Origin of the sequence: Xanthomonas euroxanthea (genome assembly GCF_903989455.1) — a bacterium.
Lineage (GTDB): Bacteria > Pseudomonadota > Gammaproteobacteria > Xanthomonadales > Xanthomonadaceae > Xanthomonas > Xanthomonas euroxanthea.
Genome location: NZ_LR861803.1, coordinates 2,215,980 through 2,233,078 on the forward strand (window position 1 = coordinate 2,215,980; position 17,099 = coordinate 2,233,078).

Consider the following 17,099-nt stretch of genomic DNA (forward strand, 5'->3'; position numbering starts at 1 on the left):
TTTGGTGGCCAGGCATGGCGGTGTAGGCGACGGCGTGCCAAGGCATGGCCCGCCGTATCAGGGGGCAGGACAGATGTGGATGCGTTCGGCGTCAACGGCGCTGGCGGCTTGCCTATGGGCTGTCGCCGGGCTGGCGGCTGCACAACAAACAGCACCGACAACGCTGGATCGCCAGGAGCAATTGCGCCAGGCCGAGGAGATTCAGCGGCGTCAGGAACAGGAGCGACAAGCACCTTTCGCCGGCCCGCGCGAGGATGCCGAGCGCCTGGATGCGCGCAGCACCGTGTTGCCCGAGGAGAAGCTGTGTTTTCCGATCGCCCGCGTGCGCCTGTCCGGTGCAGGGAACGACGGCGCGCGCTTTGCGTGGTTGTGGAAGGCGCTGCGTCGCTATGAAGGCCGCTGCATCGGTCGCGCCGGTATCGACATCATCCGCCGTCGCGCCCTGGATCAGCTGGTCGCGCGTGGCCTGGTCACCACGCGCATCGGCGTGCCCGAACAGGATCTCTCGCGCGGCGAACTGCGTTTCGAATTGATGCCCGGCCGCTTGCGTGCGGTGCGCCTGGTTTCCGACACCGGCGGCGAACATTGGAAGAGCGCGCTGCCGCTACGGCACGGCGATCTGCTGGACCTGCGTGCGATCGAGCAGGCGGTGGAGCAGTTCAAGCGACTACCATCGCAGGACGCCAAGATCGACATCGCGCCGGGCGAGGCACCGGGCGAGTCGGATCTGGTCATCACCTTGCAGCACGGTCGGCGCTGGCGTGGCGTGGCCAATGCCGACGACTCGGGCGTGGACGCTACCGGCCGCGTGCAAGGCGGGCTGGATGTTTCGCTGGATAACCCGCTGGGCCTCAACGATCTGCTTAGCGTCGGCTACAGCCATGACCTGGCCACGCGCGACGAAGAGCGCGGCACGCGTGGCAACAGTCTCAGTTACAACCTGCCGTGGGGCTGGTGGACGTTTGCGTTGTCGGCCTCGTCATACCGCTATCACCAGCGCGTGGACGGATTTTTGCAGACCTTCCAGTCCAGCGGCGAATCCAGCAACGCGCAGCTGGATATCCAGCGCGTGTTGCACCGCAATGGCACCAGCAAGACCTCCGCCGGTGTCACGGTTGGCCGGCGGCGTGCGCGCAGCTATCTGGATGGCGTGGAGATCGGCATCCAGCGTCGCGATACCAGCAGCGCGGAGTTTTACTTCACTCACCGCCGCTATCTGGGCGCGATGCAGCTGGACGTGCGCATCGCGCATCGGCGCGGCACGCCGTGGTTCAACAGCCAGTGGACTGGTTACGACCCGCAGATCGGGTTCCCGACATTCCGTTATGGCGTGACCACGCTGGACGTGAGCACCGCCATGCCGTTCAAGCTGGGCCCGGTGCCGATGGCGTGGGAGAGCAGCCTGCGTGCGCAAACCGCAGGCGAGCTGCTGCTCGGGTCGGAGTTCGTCACCATCGGGGGCCGCTACAGCGTGCGCGGCTTCGATGGCGAAGCGACCCTGGGCGCGGAAAAAGGCGCGTACTGGCGCAACACCTTGAGTTTTCCGATCCAGCAGATCGGGCTGACACCGTACCTGGGCCTGGATGCCGGCCGCATCGATGGCACCAGTGCCAGCGGCCTGCGCGGGCGCAGCCTGGTGGGCGGTGCGGTGGGTCTGCGCGGCGGTTGGTTCGGCGCCAGCATCGATGCATTTGCCGGCTGGGCGATTCATCGCCCGGATGGGTTTGGAAGCGCGCAGCCGGCATATGGCGCGCGTGTGATCTACCAGTTCTGACATGGATCGCGCCGCCAGCCGGCAGCGCGCTGTTGATTGATGACGCCGACCAGTGGCGAGAGAGAAGCGATGGACACCGAAGCGATGAGCGTACGTGCTTACCTGGCCGAACAAAGCAAGCGCGCGCTTGCGTTGCTGCTGTGCTGCACGGTCACCTGGACATCGTTTCCGGCGTGGGCACAGGTGGCGCCAACGCCAAATCCCGGCGGGCAGACACCCGGTCAACAGGTCGCCGCCAATGGCGTGCCGGTGGTGGACATCGTCGCGCCCAATGCGCGCGGCATCTCGCATAACCGCTACAGCAATTTCAACGTCGGCCCGAACGGGTTGATCCTCAACAACAGCGCGCAGATCTCCAAGACCGAGCTGGGCGGCTATGTCGCCGGCAACGACAATCTGCAACGCAGCGGTGCCGCCTCGCTGATCCTCAACGAAGTCACCTCGGCCAGCAGCCGCCTGCAGGGCTATACCGAAATCGCCGGTGCCAAGGCGCAGTTGGTGATCGCCAACCCCAACGGCATTTCCTGCGACGGCTGTGGATTTCTCAACACCTCGCGCGTGACCTTGACCACCGGCATGCCCAACCTGGGCAGCGATGGTGCGTTGAACGGCTTCAGCATCACCGGCGGTGCGCTGAGCATTGGCAGCAACGGTCTGGATGCGTCTAACGTGGATCGCCTGGACCTGCTGTCGCGCCAGCTCAGCGTGGAGGGCTCGATCTGGACCAGGGAACTGGTCGCCGCCGCGGGTGCAGGGCGGGTCAACTATGACGGCATGCTGCTGGACGTGATGCCGGGCACCGATGGCGCCGCACCGTCGATCGGTATCGACGTGGCGCAGCTGGGCGGCATGTATGCTGACCGTATCCGCCTGATCGCGACCGACGCCGGCGTCGGTGTGGTGAGTCGCGGCACCCTGGCGGCGCAGAGTGGCGATCTGCAGATCGACAGCGCGGGCCAGGTGAGCCTGAGCGGCACCACGGTGGCGCGCGATGGAATGGATGTGCGTGCCGCCGGTGACCTCGACCAGCGCGGCGTGCTCGGCTCGCAGCAAGGCGATGTGCGTCTGCGCGGCGCGCGCATGACCCTGGCAGGCGATCTAGTCGCCGCCGGTACCCTGGATGCACAAGCCAGTGGCACCTTCAGCCACAGCGGCCGCAGCAGTGCCGGGGCCATCCGTCTGTTCGGTTCGGAATTGAATGCCGATGGCAGCCTGCATACGACTGGTGCGTTGGATCTGGGCGCCGATGGTGTGTTGCGTAGCAACGGTGTGGCCTATGCGGCAACTGCTGCAACTCTGCGCGCGGGGCAGATCGGCCTGACCGGCACGCTGCAGAGCGGCGCGATCGGGCTGAATGCAGATGCGATCGATGCACTGGGCACCCTGGACGCGGCCACCGCCTTGCGCGTGAACAGCAGCGGCGACGTGCGCCTGGGTGGATTGGCGCAGGCCGGGCAGGGTGCCGATGTGCAAGCCGGCGGTCGGCTGGAACTGCAGGGTCAGCTGATTGCAGCGGATGCAGTTGTGCTCGATGCGGCGAGTATCGACATCGCACAGCGCGGCGCAGTGTCTGCGGGTGGCGATTTGGAGTTGCGCAGTGCAGGTGCGTTGAACAATGCCGGTAGCGGCTACGCCGGCCGCGATCTGCGTCTCCAGGCAGCGACTGCCACCACGACAGGCAGTCTGGCGGCCGCACGCGATGCGCAGGCGGCGGTTGCCGGTGGCCTGGTCAATAGCGGCACGTTCGTTGCTGGCAATGCGCTGACCATCGACGCGGCCCAGCTGGACAGTCGTGGCGATATCGGCAGCCAGCGTGGGGAGACGTTGCTGCGCAGCCGCGGCGGTCTGGCGCTGAGCGGCAACACCGTGGCAGGTACCACCCTGGGCCTGGACGCCGCAGCGGACGCGCAGGTCTCGGGCATCGTCAACGCCAGCAGCGTGAATCTTCGTAGCGGCGGCGATACCGCACTCTCCGGCACCCTGCAGACCACCGCCGGTGGGTTGGTGATCGCCGCAGGCGGTGAGCTCGTCAGCGATGCCACGGTGGGTTCGACAGGTACGATCGATTTGCAGGCGAACGGCGCGCTGCGTCAGCGTGGTCAGCTCCGCGGCGATGGCGCGTTGCAATTGCGCGGCGCCGCGGTCGAGCATACTGGGGTCATCGATGCAGGTGGCGATCTGCGTATCGCCAGTGCTGCCGATCTCTCGTTGGGCGGCACCCTGCAGAGCGCCGGCTTAGCCACATTGCAGGCGGGCGCGGCACTGGAGAACCGCGCGAAGGTGATCGCCGCCGGTGCACTGGATGTAAGCGCAGCCTCATTGCGCAACGCGCTGGGCGCCGCATTTTCCTCAGATACCGATGCGCGCGTGCGCACGGTTGGCACATTGGACAATGCCGGCAGCCTGTATGCAGCGAACGATCTGCAGCTGACCGCAGGCGCGTTCACGCAAAGCGGTAGCGCCAGCTCGGGCAACACGCTTTCGGTAATGGTGGGCGGGTCATTCGACAGCGCTGGCACTGTGGTTGCCAGGAACGCGCTACAGATCGATGCCGGCAGCGTGCGCAGCAGCGGTCAACTGGGCAGCGAAGCGGCAGGCGTTCGCTTGGTCAGCCAGGGCGATATCGCGCTGCAAGGCGTGGTTGCCGCTGCGACCACGCTGCAGGCCAGCGCCGCTGGCGATCTGCAGCAGGCAGGGTCGTTGAGGGCTCAATCGCTGGCATTGAGCGCCGGGCGTGATCTCACCGCTGCTGGCAACCTGCAATCGGCGTCCGCGCTGGATCTGCAGGCACAACGTGCCCTGACATTTGCTGCCCAGGGCCAGGCCGGCGGTGATGCTTCGATGCGCGCCGCCACACTGGCAACCAGCCAGGATGCGGTGTTGCAGAGCACGGGAGTGATCGCGCTGGACAGCGCAGCCGTGGACAGCAGCGGCAAGCTGGACGCGGGCAGCGATCTGCACATCCGCAGCCAAGGTGATCTGACGCTGGCGGGTGTGGCACAAGGCGGGCGCGACGTTGTTTTGAATGCCACCGGCGCGCTCAACAACGCAGCGCAGGTGTTTGCAGGCCGCAATCTGTCGTTGCAGGCAGGTAGCCTCGACAACACCACGAGCGGTGTGTTGGCGGGCGAGGGCAACATCGGCCTGACCACTACGGCACTGCTGAACAACGCTGGCCGCGTGCAGGCCGGTGGCGATCTGCAGGTCAGCGCAGCAAATATGGACCAGGGCGGAAGCGCGTCTGCAGGCAAGGCGTTGCGCGCCGCCATCGCAGGCACGCTGGCCAATCGTGGCAATTTGATCGCCAAGGATGCGTTGCAGGTCGATGCGGCCGCGCTGCGTAGCAGTGGGCAGTTGGGTAGCGAGCGGGCCGATGTCACGTTGAACAGCCGAGACGCGCTGCAACTCGAGGGTGTGGTTGCAGCGGCAACTGCTTTGCGTGCGACTGCTGGCGGCGATTTGCAGCAGGCCGGTTCGCTTAAGGCACAGTCGATCGCATTGCAGGCGGGGCGCGACCTCACTGCAAATGGCACTCTGCAATCGGCATCCACGTTGGATCTGCAGGCGCAGCGCACGCTCGCCCTGAATGGACAAGCATCGAGTACGGGTGAGGCAACCGTCACCGGCGCAACGGTTCTGACAGGCGCTGCAGCAGTGCTGCAGAGTGGAGCCGCCATCACCCTGGATGGCGGCTCCATCGATAGTCGCGGTTCGCTCGATGCGGCGACCGATTTGAACGTGCACAGCGCTGGTGATCTGGCGCTGGCCGGGGTGGTCCAGGGCGGGCGCGATGTTGCGCTGACCGCTGCGGTCGCGTTGAACAATGGCGCTCAGGTCGTCGCAGCACGTGATCTGCACGTGCAGGCTGCCAGTGCCAACAACGCTGCAACGGCAACCCTGGGTGCACTACGCGATCTGCGCGTCGATGTCGCTGGCGTGCTGGAAAACAATGGCAGCCTGCATGGCGAGCGTGGCCTTGCACTGAACACCGGAACCTTGCTTCAGCGCGGACGTGTCTATAGCGGCGACGCTGTGTCGATCGCTTCGACAGGCGCATTCGAGAACGCTGGCCAGCTGGTGTCCGGCAAGGACCTGACCATCGCTGCCGACAGCATCGTCAGCAGCGGGCAACTCGGCTCGGTCAACGGCGCACTGATGCTGACCAGCCAGAACGCGATCGATCTGCACGGTGTGGTGGCTGCGGCGACCACGCTGCAAGCCACCGCTGGCACCGATTTGCTGCAGGCCGGCTCGCTAAACGCGCAGGCCGTGATATTGCAGGCCGGCCGCGATCTCACTGCCGGTGGAACCTTGCAGTCCGCGTCTGTGTTGGATCTGCAGGCGCAGCGCAGCTTGACGTTGAACGGTCAGGCGCAGGCGGGCAGTGACGCCAACCTACGCGGCAACAGCATCGCCACCGGCCGCAACGCCGTGCTGAAAAGCGTCGGCGCGATCAGCCTGGACGGTGCGGCAATCGACAGCCGTGGCACGCTCGATGCCGGCACAGACCTGCGTCTGCGCAGCACGGGAGCGCTTGCGCTCGCAGGCGTGGTGCAAGCCAATCGCGATGTTGTGTTGAGCGCAACCGACACCTTGAGTAATGCGAGCCAGGTGATTGCAGGTCGTGATCTGTCGGTGCAGGCCGGCAACATCGATAACGCGGCCGCTGGCGTATTGGCTGCCGATGGCAGCGTCACGCTGACCACTGGCGCGTTGCAGAATGCCGGCAGCCTGCAGAGCGGCGGCGATCTGCGCATCACCGCCGCCAGCATGGACCAGGTCGGCACTGCGATTGCAGGCAAGGCACTGACTGCAAAGGTCACTGGCACGCTGGACAACCGCGGCAACCTCATTGCCAAAGAGACGCTGCAGGTGGAGGCAGGCAGCTTGCGCGGCAGCGGCCAGCTCGGTAGCGAAACTGCCAACGTCAGCTTGATCAGCCTAGGCGACATGACGCTGCAAGGCGTTGTCGCCGCAGCGACCACACTGCAGGCAACTGCGGTGGGTGATCTGCAGCAGGCCGGCTCGCTGAAGGCGCAATCGATCGCGCTACAGTCCGGTCGCGATCTCACCGCCGCAGGCACGCTGCAGTCGGCAACGCAACTGGATCTGCAGGCACAACGCACACTTACCTTCAACGGACAGGCCGTGTCTGCAGGCAATGCCACGTTGCGTGGCGCGCATCTTGCAACCGGGCAGGCTGCAGTGCTGCAGAGCGGTGGCGCGATCAGCCTCGATGGTGCCGCGATCGACAGCCGTGGCGCACTCGATGCAGCCACTGATTTGAATCTACGCAGCACCGGCGACCTGGCGGTTGACGGTGTGGCGCAAGCCGATCGCAATGTGGTTCTGAGTGCAGGCGGCGCGTTGACCAATGCGGCGCAAGTCGTCGCTGGTCAGAGCCTGGACGTCACCGCAGCCGGCGCAAGCAATGCCGCCAGCGGCGTGCTGCTCGCGCAGGGCGACGCTACCTTCACCATCGGCGGCGTGCTCGACAATGCTGGCGCCGTGCGCGCCGGCAATCAACTCGCCTTGGGCGTCGGGGCGCTGCGCCAGACCGGTCAGGCCTACGGATTGCAGCGCCTGGGTGTCACCGCCACCGGAGCGGTGGACAATCGCGGTGACCTGATTGGCGGCAATGGCTTGCGCGTGGAAGCGGCGCAAGTCAGCAGCAGCGGCCAGCTGGGCAGCGAGCACGGCGATGTCGCCTTGATCAGCCGTGGCAACCTGGAGCTTGGCGGCAGCCTCGCATCGGCCGGCGGCTTCTCGGCGCAAGCCGATGGCGCGCTGGCACAGAGCGGCACCTTGAGTGCGGGCAGCACGCTCGACTTGCGTTCGAAGGGCGACTTGAGCGTGGCCGGCCAGGTTGGCGCTCAACAAGTGACGTTGACCAGTGATGCAGTGCTGCGTCAACAGGGCACCGTCAGCGGTACGACAGTGGGTCTGCAGGGCGCACGCATCGAGAACGCCGGGCAGACCACCGCTTCGGGCGACTTGAGCCTGCGTGCGGGTGAGATCAGTATCGCCGGCACAGCGGGCGCCGGTATCAACGCGGATGGTAGCCTCGGCAGCGGACGCACGCTTAGCCTGATCGCCGATCGCCAGCTCAGCGCCGCCGGCAAATTGCTTGCCGGCGGCAACCTCACCGCACAGGGCAGTCAGCTGCAACTGGCGGGTGCCAGCACACGTGCCACCGGCAATGTTGCCCTGACCACCGGCGGTAACCTCGATCATCGTGGCGGTGATTTGCTCGCCGGCGGCACGCTCACCGTGCAGGCTGGCGGCAGCATCGACAACGGGCGTCTCAACGGCGTCGCCGGCCAGATGCAGTCCAACCAGCTGAGCATCGACGGCGCCAGCCTGAGCAATGTCGGCGGGCGATTGGTGCAAAGCGGCAATGGTCTAACCCGCGTCAGCATCGGTGGTGCGATCGACAACACCGGCGGCACGCTGGCCAGCAATGCGCAGGATCTGAGCATTACCGCGGCAAGCCTGGAGAATGCGCAGGGGCGGATCGAACACGCCGGCTCCGGCGTCCTGTCTGTCACCAGCCGCGGTGCGCTGGGCAACGGAAGCGGGCGCATCCTGACCCAGGGCCAGCTAAACCTGGGCGCCAGCGGTACGTTGAACAACCAGGGCGGTGCCATTGCCGCAGCAGGCGATGCGGTGTTGACCGTTGCCGGCCTCAATAACGTGAGTGGCTCGGTCTCTGCACGTGGATTGAACGTGCAGAGCACCGGCGCGGCCGACAATCGCAATGGTCTGCTGCAGGCCAGCGGTGGCGCGCTGACCTTGCGCGCCGACAGCCTCAGCAATGCCGGCGGCATTGTGCAGGCAGTCGCCAACGCGGGTGCGGGCGGCAGCTTGCGCGTGGAACTCAATCGCGGCCTGGACAACGGCAACGGCACGATCGGTGCCGGCACCGACGCAGTGATCACCGCGGAAAACATCAGCAGCAGCGGCGGCAGTCTGCAAGCCGCACGCGACCTCAGCATCAACGCACGCGGCCAGCTGGACAATCACCAGGGCGGCAAGCTCAGCGCGGGCCGCGATCTCAACGTTGCCGTCGCCGGCGCGTTGCTCAACAGCGGCGGCCAGCTCGATGCCGGCAACACGCTGACCGCCTCCGGTGGGCTGATCGACAATACGCAGGGCAGCATTGTCAACAACGGTGGCGGACTGACGCGCATCACCACCGGCGGTGCGTTGACCAACAGCGGCGGCAATCTCGGTGGACGCGGCAGCGTGGTCATCGACGCTGCCAACATCGCCAACAACAGCGGCCAGCTGGTCGCCGGCGGCGACCTGATCGCCAACAGCAATGGCTTGAACAACCAGGGCGGCAATGTGTATGCCGGCGGCAGTTTCCTGCTGCAGCGCGCAGGCGCAACGCTCGACAATCAGAACGGCACCATCAAGGCCGAGCAATCGGTTCGCTTGGCCCTGCAGAACTTGAACAATGCGGGCGGCAAGATCGGCGCCGGCAGCATCACCGGTGGGTCCGGCGATGTGGTGATCGATACCGTCGGTTTCGACGGTGGCGGCAGCATCCTGGCGCAGAACCTGCTAGATCTGACCTTGCGCAGCGACTACACCCATCGCGCCGGCGCGGACCTGACCAGTAACGGCAATTTCAACCTGCGCGTTGGTGGGAGCCTGGTCAACGAGTCCACGCTTAAGGCTGCGCGCACCCTGGACATTACGGCTGGCAGCATCACCAACCGCGCTGGCGCCAGCATCCTGTCCAACGACACTCGCCTCAACGGCAGCAGCATCGACAATGCCGGCAGTATCTCCGGCAATGGCGCACTGTCGCTGGTGGCCAACAGCATCAACAACACCGGCAGCATCGTCGGCGGCAACGTCTCGGTGAACACCGGCACCCTGGTCAATGGCGCCGACTTCGGTGGTGCCATCGATAACGCTGCCTACGGCTCAGCCTTGCTCGGCTCCACCGGCAACATGAGCCTGATCGTGCGCGACCAGCTGCTCAATCGCGACGCGCGCATCTTCAGCCTGGGCAACATCGCCATCGGCGGCGCGCAGGATGGCGGCGGCACGCTGGTGTCGCGTACGGGTGTGGTGAATAACCTGTCGGGCAGCATCGAGGCGGATGGAAGCATCTTGATTGCGGCCACCCAGCTGAATAATCGGCGGCGGGTTTTGACTACTGCATTGGGTGCATTGACCGAGCAAGAAAAGGCAGCTGCGAATGCAACGATGCCCGAGGAGCTTATTGAGTCACGCGGAATTGTCTATCCAAGGCAGTCTTACTTCATTCGTATTCCTTACGTCGGAAAAAATCCTGGTGTTTATCGTTCCTATTCGGTCGAGCAACAAGAGCGTCTCATCGCTGCAAGTACGGAGGGACGAATCGCGGCTGGAGGAAATATAGCGATTTCCGGAAGCGTCACCAATAACACTTCGTCGATTGCGGCGGCTGGTGCGCTGCAAATAAATCAACGTGGTGTGGGTGGATTGAGTGATGGGCTTTTCGTTGGTGGTGAGTCGATCTTCAACGAATCGCTTGCCTTGAATAGGCAAGTCGTACAGAGAGACTACGAGTATGCAGTAACAGCGGTCATTGACGACTGTGCGCTGAACCAAGGGAATCGGCGTCCTATCTGTACATATGATGCTGAATCAAAGACCGTTTCTTCTTCCACGATCAACACGAGCTATATCGCCCTGGGCGCAAGCATGACCGGCGGCCAAGGCGTCAGTATCAACGGTGCCAATATCAGCAACGGCGCCGTCGGCAGCGATGGTCGCAGCATCAGCGGCGCCTCACTCAATGGCGTTGGTGCACAAGGTGGCTTGACCGGTCGCGCCACGCAAAGCGCCGGTGGAGTAGGCGGCCAAGCAGTGGTTGGCCGTGCCAATGGCGGCGCGAACAGTGTTCGTGTTGCCACAGGCACCGTCGGTAGCACCGGTGCACAAGTGGGCGCCAACACGCAGGACGCAACGCTGGCCACATCGGGTGGCATCGTCAAGATGTCGGTCGCACCTATCGCGTCCAACGACAGTGGACTTGTGCGCAGCAGCGTCGATCAGGCAGACGTGCAGACCACCGCTGCCGGTACCGGCGTCACGGCCGGCGCGATCGACAGCCGTACCCGAGTCGATCCGGCCACCATTCCGGTGACCAACATTGTGGGTAGCGGGCAAACCTCGCTGACGCAGATCGATCTGCCCATCGGCGGGCTGTATCGCCTATCCAGCGGCACCGGTACCGATCTCATCGCAATGGGCCGTGCCGCCAACGGGCTGGGCGGCATCAACGCCTGGCGCAGCAATGGCCCGGGCCGCCGTTACCTGATCGAGACCGACCCGCGCTTCGTCAACTACGACAACTTCATCAGCAGCGACTTGCTGCTGGACAAGCTGGGTGTTGACCCGGAGTGGACCCAGACCCGCCTGGGCGATGGCTTCTATGAGCAGCGCCTGGTGCTGGACCAGGTCACCCAGCTCACCGGCCGCCGCTATCTGGGCAATTACGCCGATGGCGTGGCGCAGTACCGCGCCTTGCTCGAATCCGGCGTGGCCGCCGCAGGTCAGCTGCAGCTGAGCATGGGCGTGGGCCTCACCGCCGCGCAGGCGGCCGCGCTGACGCAGGACATCGTCTGGATGGTGGAGCAGGACTACCAAGGCCAGAAGGTGCTGGTGCCGGTGGTGTATCTGGCCTCCAACTCGCTGCAGCTGCGTGGCAATGGCGCCTTGATCGCCGGCGGCAACGTCGAGCTCAACGCCACCAATTCCATGAGCAACCAGGGCGTCATCGCAGGCGCCGACGTCAGCATCACCGCAAGCAATCTGCTCAACCAGGGCCGCATCAGCGGCACCGGCAGCGTGGCCCTGGAAGCGCGCAACGACCTGCTCAACCAGGGCCAGATCCAGGGACGCGATGTGGCGCTGGTGGCAGGCAACAACCTGGTCAGCGAAGCATCCAAGGCCATCAACGGCGTTGGCATTCTGTCCGGCATCAGCGCCAGCAACACCATGCAACTATTCGCCGGCAACGACATGACGCTGACCGGTACCCGCGTGCAGGCTGATGGCAGTGCGGCGTTGATCGCAGGCAGCAACCTCAGCCTTACCCCAAGCGCGTTGCGCGACGACAACGGCCTGCTGCGCGGTGGCGATGCCGTGTCGATCAACACCGGCAAGGACTTGATCGTCTCTGCAGGCAACGACCTGCAGCTACATGGCGTGACCATCAACGCCGGCGGCAGCGCTGCACTGCAGGCGGGCAATAACCTCTCGTTGACCCCGACCACCGGCCTGGACGGCAAGGTCGCCACCCGCACCAACATCAGCACCGGCGACAGCCTGCAATTGACCGCCGGCAACGATCTGACCATCCGCCAGGCCGACGTCAAGGCCGGCGGCGATCTGATCGCCGCAGCCGGCAACAACCTCAATGTCGAATCGGTGCTCAACGAAACCGAAATCAACAGCTACAAGAGCCGCAACGGCAAGACCCGCGTCACCACCACCACGACCACCCAGAGCATCGACCAGCAGGCGCTCACTGCGGGCGGCAACCTGATCCTCAGCGCCGGCAACGACGTCAATCTGGTCGCGGCCAAGCTGGACGCCGGCAAGGGTCTTGGCATCAGCGCCGGCAACGACATCAATGCCAGCACGCTGACCACGGTGGACACCAGCAACACGCTGGAGACGCGCAAGCGCTTCAAGCAGACCACCGCGACCAGCGACGAAACCGTCCATGGCACCGAGTTCAGTGCTGGCGGCAACCTGGCCATGCAGGCCGGCAACGACATCACCCTGACCGCCGCCACCGCTGCAAGCAAGAACGGCGCTATCAGCTTGGCCGCCGGCAACGACGTCAACCTGCTCGCCGCCAGCGAGCAGCACGATGCCGTGCAGGACATGACCAAGAAGAAGAAGGGCACGTTCTCCAGCAAGACCACGACCACGCACGATGAGTGGCACGACAGCGTAGCAGTCACCACCACGCTCAGTGGTGACACGGTGCAGATTGCGGCGGGTAACGATTTGCTGTCGAAGGGCACCCAAATCGTTGGCACTGGCGACGTCACGCTTGCAGCAGGCAACAACCTGACCTTGGAAACTGCTCAGAACACGCATAGCGAAGAGCATGACAAAGTCACCACCAAGTCCGGTCTGTTCGGAAGTGGCGGTATTGGGGTGACGCTCGGTAAGCAAAAGGTCACCACTGGCGCCGACATCGACCAGATCACGCATACCGGAACGACGGTCGGCAGCCTTGAGGGTGACGTCACCCTGGTGGCCGGCAACAAGTTGGCGATTACGGGCAGCGATGTCATGGCGTTGCAGGGCGACCTGACCGCGACCGGCAAGGACATCGCGATCACGGAGGTCTACAACGACAGTGATGCGGAACAGCGCAGCAAGTTTAGCCAAGGCGGTTTGTCGCTGACCCTGAGCTCGGCTGCGATCAGCCTGGCGCAGGCGGCAAATGACAGCTACAAGGCCAGCAAGGAGGTCAAGGGCGACAGTCGCATGGAAGCACTTGCGCTCGGATCGGCGGCCTATAGTGCATATGGGGCAGGACAGGCGCTGGGCCAAGCTGGCAGCGCGTTGAGCAGTGGCAGCGCCGCCGGCGCAGCTCAGGGGGCCAATCTGAGCATTGCCATCAGCATTGGCGGCAGCAAGAGCGAGAGCAAGAGCACGCAGACGGCCAGTCTCGCACAAGGCTCCAAGCTACAGGCAGGTGGTGACGTCAACCTGATTGCCACCGGCGGTGGCGACCAAAGTAATTTGTTGATTCGTGGGAGCGACATCAAGGCGGGAAATGATCTTCTGCTGGCAGCCGATCACGATGTGCTCATCGAAACAGCGAAGAACACCGCCGAGCAAAAAAGTACCAGTAAGAGCAGCAGCGCGTCGCTGGGTGTCGGTATCACTTACGGCCCGGATGGTGCCGCATTTGGCGTGATGATCAGTGCAGCTGGATCGCGCGGCAAAGCCAATGGCGAAGACGTGACCTACAGCAATAGTCATCTGGCTGCGGGCAACACGGCCACGGTCATTAGTGGCAATGACACCACGCTCAAGGGCGCGCAGCTGTCGGCGGACAAGGTGATCGCCGATGTCGGTGGCAATCTGAGCATCGAGAGCCTGCAGGACACCAGCACGTACGACAGCAAGGACAAGAGTGTTGGCGCGAGTGTGACCTTTGGCGCAGGGTTCAGTGCCAGCGCCAGCTATAGCAGTAACAAGGTCAGTGGCGACTTTGCCAGCGTGACCGAACAGAGCGGTATCCAGGCCGGCGATGGCGGCTTCAATATCCGTGTCGGTGGTAACACCGACCTCAAGGGCGGCGCGATCGCCAGCACCCAGGCGGCGGTGGATGCCGGCGTCAACCGCCTGCAGACCGGCACGCTGACCTATAGCGATATTGAAAACACTAGCAGTTACGACGCCAAAGGGTTCAGTCTGTCGGGCGGATATAGCAAGGGAACAGGCGACAAGAAGCAGCAAGGAGAAACCGACCAGGTCCAGCCGACAGTCAACAACGGCGCAAACTGGTCGTGGCAGAACTTCCAGACTGGAAGCACCGGTACAGCGGCTGGCATCGGGAGCAAGAGTGGCGATGCGACATCGACCACCACCAGCGGGATCAGTGGTGGCAGCTTGCTCATCACCGACGAGGCTTGGCAACTCGCCAAGTCTGGTAAGACCGCTGCAGATGCATTGGCGGGTCTTAAGCGCGGTGTGATCAGCGGCGATGACGCAGGTGGCTTGACCAAGCAATGGGATGGTCAGGCACTGCGTGACCAAGTTGCCGCGCAAGCGCAGATCACCGCCACCGCAGGGCAGCAGGCAACGAAGTTTGTTGGCGATTACGCACAGGGAAAAGTTGACAAGGCGGCCGAGCTCTATGCGGAAGCAGATGCAACCGGTGACGACAGCAAGCGGGCTGAAGCTGATCAGTTGATGAAGGATTGGGGCAATGGCGGCACGTTGCGTGTGCTGTCACATGCGGTTGTGGGTGGTCTGACAGGTGGCACAGAAGGAGCGCTAGGCGCAGCGGCAGGCACCGTGGCGGCACCGTACCTGGCAGAAGCGTTGGAGAAAGCCGGAATCAATAAAGCGGTGGCTGCCACGTTGACAGGGTTGTCAGCGAGCGCGCTAGGCGCTGCGGCCGGTGGTGCTGCAGGCGGTGCCGCAGCCTTGAATGAGGTGTCCAACAACTACCTCGGCCATCAAGAGCGGATGGAATATGCCACGGCCCTGATCGCTTGTTCCAAGTCTGGCACCCAGTGTGAGCGCGCCGAGCAACTGAAGGCGCTGTCGGAAGAACGCAATCTCGCGTTGCGCGGTGCGTGTAGCGATCCAGCCAGCGGCGGATGCGCGGAGCAAAAACAGCTTGCCGCCGCAGCCATGCAAGATCAGCTCGATCACGCTGGGGAATACACCGCTTGGCTTGCGGGTCATGTGCCTGAGTTGGTTGGCCTGTTTAACTCCGGCAAGGACGGAACGCTGACCAAGGACTTCGTCACCCATGTGACGACTGCAGATCTTGGCCACAAGCTTGCGTGTGCGATGGCAGGTGATTGCAGCAACCAAGCGCTGGCTTCGGCAGCATGGAACGGTAGCATCCCGCTATCAATTGCAACCGCCGATTCTGCGCTGCGCGCGGCGCTGGGCATGGGAGCAGGTACGGTCGGTGCTACCGGCCGGGTTTGGGAAATGGTTACCGGTGTGGCAGAGCTGGCCAAAGGTATGAGTCCTGCAGGCCAGGTCGGAAAATCGATTGATCAACTAGCCTACCTGTGGGGGAATGGTTACGCAGCTACTGCCGAGAAGAACTTTAACGACGCAAAGGGCGCGTTAAATGCAATAAAAACTGGTATCAGCGGCTATGCAGAGGATCTTGCATTTGCGGCCTACACGAACACGCGCGGCTCTTGGGATATCTATGACATAGCCAAGGCGGGTGCAATTGGTGGCAAGGTCAGCGTTGACGTTCTCTCGCTCGTTGTTCCAGAGCTCTATGCAGGGAAGGGTGGTGTCGCTGCAAAGGCTGCAACGGAAGTAGGTACGGCGTTTAAGGCTGATGATGTAATTGAATATATTAACCAATTAAAGCCTGCTGCTAGCGCGGAAATACCTAAGGGATATAGCCGGATCAATTCGGCTGGAGCAATGGCAAATGAAACAGGCGGCTTGCCGCAAGGCTATAGGCGGTTATTGAATTCTGATGGTGAAGTGGTTGTTCAGTCGCCAAATGGATCAATAATTTCGTCTGATCAGGTCATTGATGAAATTGGTGACGTTTTTTCAGACCTGGAAAAATTCAGGACTGAATTGGGTTTGCCCGAATCTGGTACGGCCGCGGATAGATCAACTATTGCAAAGATTAATGTGGATGGCAAGGAAGTTTATGGTATAAATGCGCATGGCCAGCCTACTTTTGGAGTAAACAACATATCGAAAAGTCATGCGGAAATCGATGTTTTGAATCAACTAAAAAACAGTGGTGGAGATTTTAGTGGTAAGAGTTTGACTATGTATGTGGATAGGCAGCCATGTAAGGCTTGCGGACAAAACGGTGGGATACGTACTATGGTTCGTCAGTTGGGTTTAAAGGAATTGACAGTTATTGGCCCTGATGGTCCTTTATTGATTAGGCCTTAATATGAAATTTTATCTTGACAATCGAGTTGGAGTTCATAATGTGGACGATGAGTTTTATGGTCTGGATCAAAGTGGTGTGGTTAATTTGCTTGGGAAATTGAATGGTAAACGGCATACGTTGCTTTGTGTGAAGAGAGAGGATGGTTGGGTGCTCTTTATTGGTGGCGGAAGTGAGAAATTCTTGGTCAATAAAGTTTCTCCGGAAGATATTAGCTATGAAGTGAAGTCAGATATGCCAGGTAGCAATGTTGAACTTTGTGTTGGTGGGCAATATGGAGAGTACGAATCCTCTTCTTTAGCGAGTTATGATTTGGCAAGGATGGCTCTTTTGGATTTTTGTGAATTTTCTTCTCTAGAGAAATATACGTGGTCTGTTGTTGAGTAGTAAGGTGGAACCTCGAACCTGAAAAATCAGGGGCGGAGGCTGAGGTTTTCCCAGCTATAGCTCTTTCCAATCAATGATTTGTGCAACATCCGGGACGGAGGTAATTAAGGGGGCGGCCCTGACCGCCAGCATGACCAGCAGTCAAGGCGCAGCATTAGCGGCAGCGCGCTTAACAGCATCGGCGCATAGGGCGGCCTGCCCATTGGCGGGCTGTATCGCCTATCCAGCGGCACCGGTACCGATCTCATCGCAATGGGCCGTGCCGCCAACGGGCTGGGCGGCATCAACGCC

At 62.7% G+C, this 17,099-nt stretch carries 3 protein-coding genes; all 3 read left to right on the top strand.

The features are described 5' to 3' along the window. Positions 1-73: 73 nt before the first annotated feature. Positions 74-1,774 carry a ShlB/FhaC/HecB family hemolysin secretion/activation protein gene (locus H7A86_RS09520; RefSeq protein WP_119132075.1) on the top strand — a complete coding sequence of 567 codons (1,701 nt, stop codon included), beginning with the start codon at positions 74-76 and terminating at the stop codon, positions 1,772-1,774. A gap of 69 nt (positions 1,775-1,843) precedes the next feature. Further along, a complete protein-coding gene (locus tag H7A86_RS09525; protein ID WP_119132074.1) occupies positions 1,844-16,423 on the top strand; it encodes a hemagglutinin repeat-containing protein in 14,580 nt (4,859 codons plus the stop codon). Between the two features lies 1 nt (position 16,424). Then, complete coding sequence (locus H7A86_RS09530; protein ID WP_127170210.1) at positions 16,425-16,808, top strand: hypothetical protein; 384 nt, start codon at positions 16,425-16,427, stop codon at positions 16,806-16,808. Positions 16,809-17,099: the final 291 nt, after the last annotated feature.

Coding starts and splice junctions, on each gene's coding strand:
- H7A86_RS09520 (WP_119132075.1), top strand. CDS start 74: ATGTGGATGCGTTCGGCGTCAACGGCGCTGGCGGCTTGCCTATGGGCT.
- H7A86_RS09530 (WP_127170210.1), top strand. CDS start 16,425: ATGAAATTTTATCTTGACAATCGAGTTGGAGTTCATAATGTGGACGAT.
- H7A86_RS09525 (WP_119132074.1), top strand. CDS start 1,844: ATGGACACCGAAGCGATGAGCGTACGTGCTTACCTGGCCGAACAAAGC.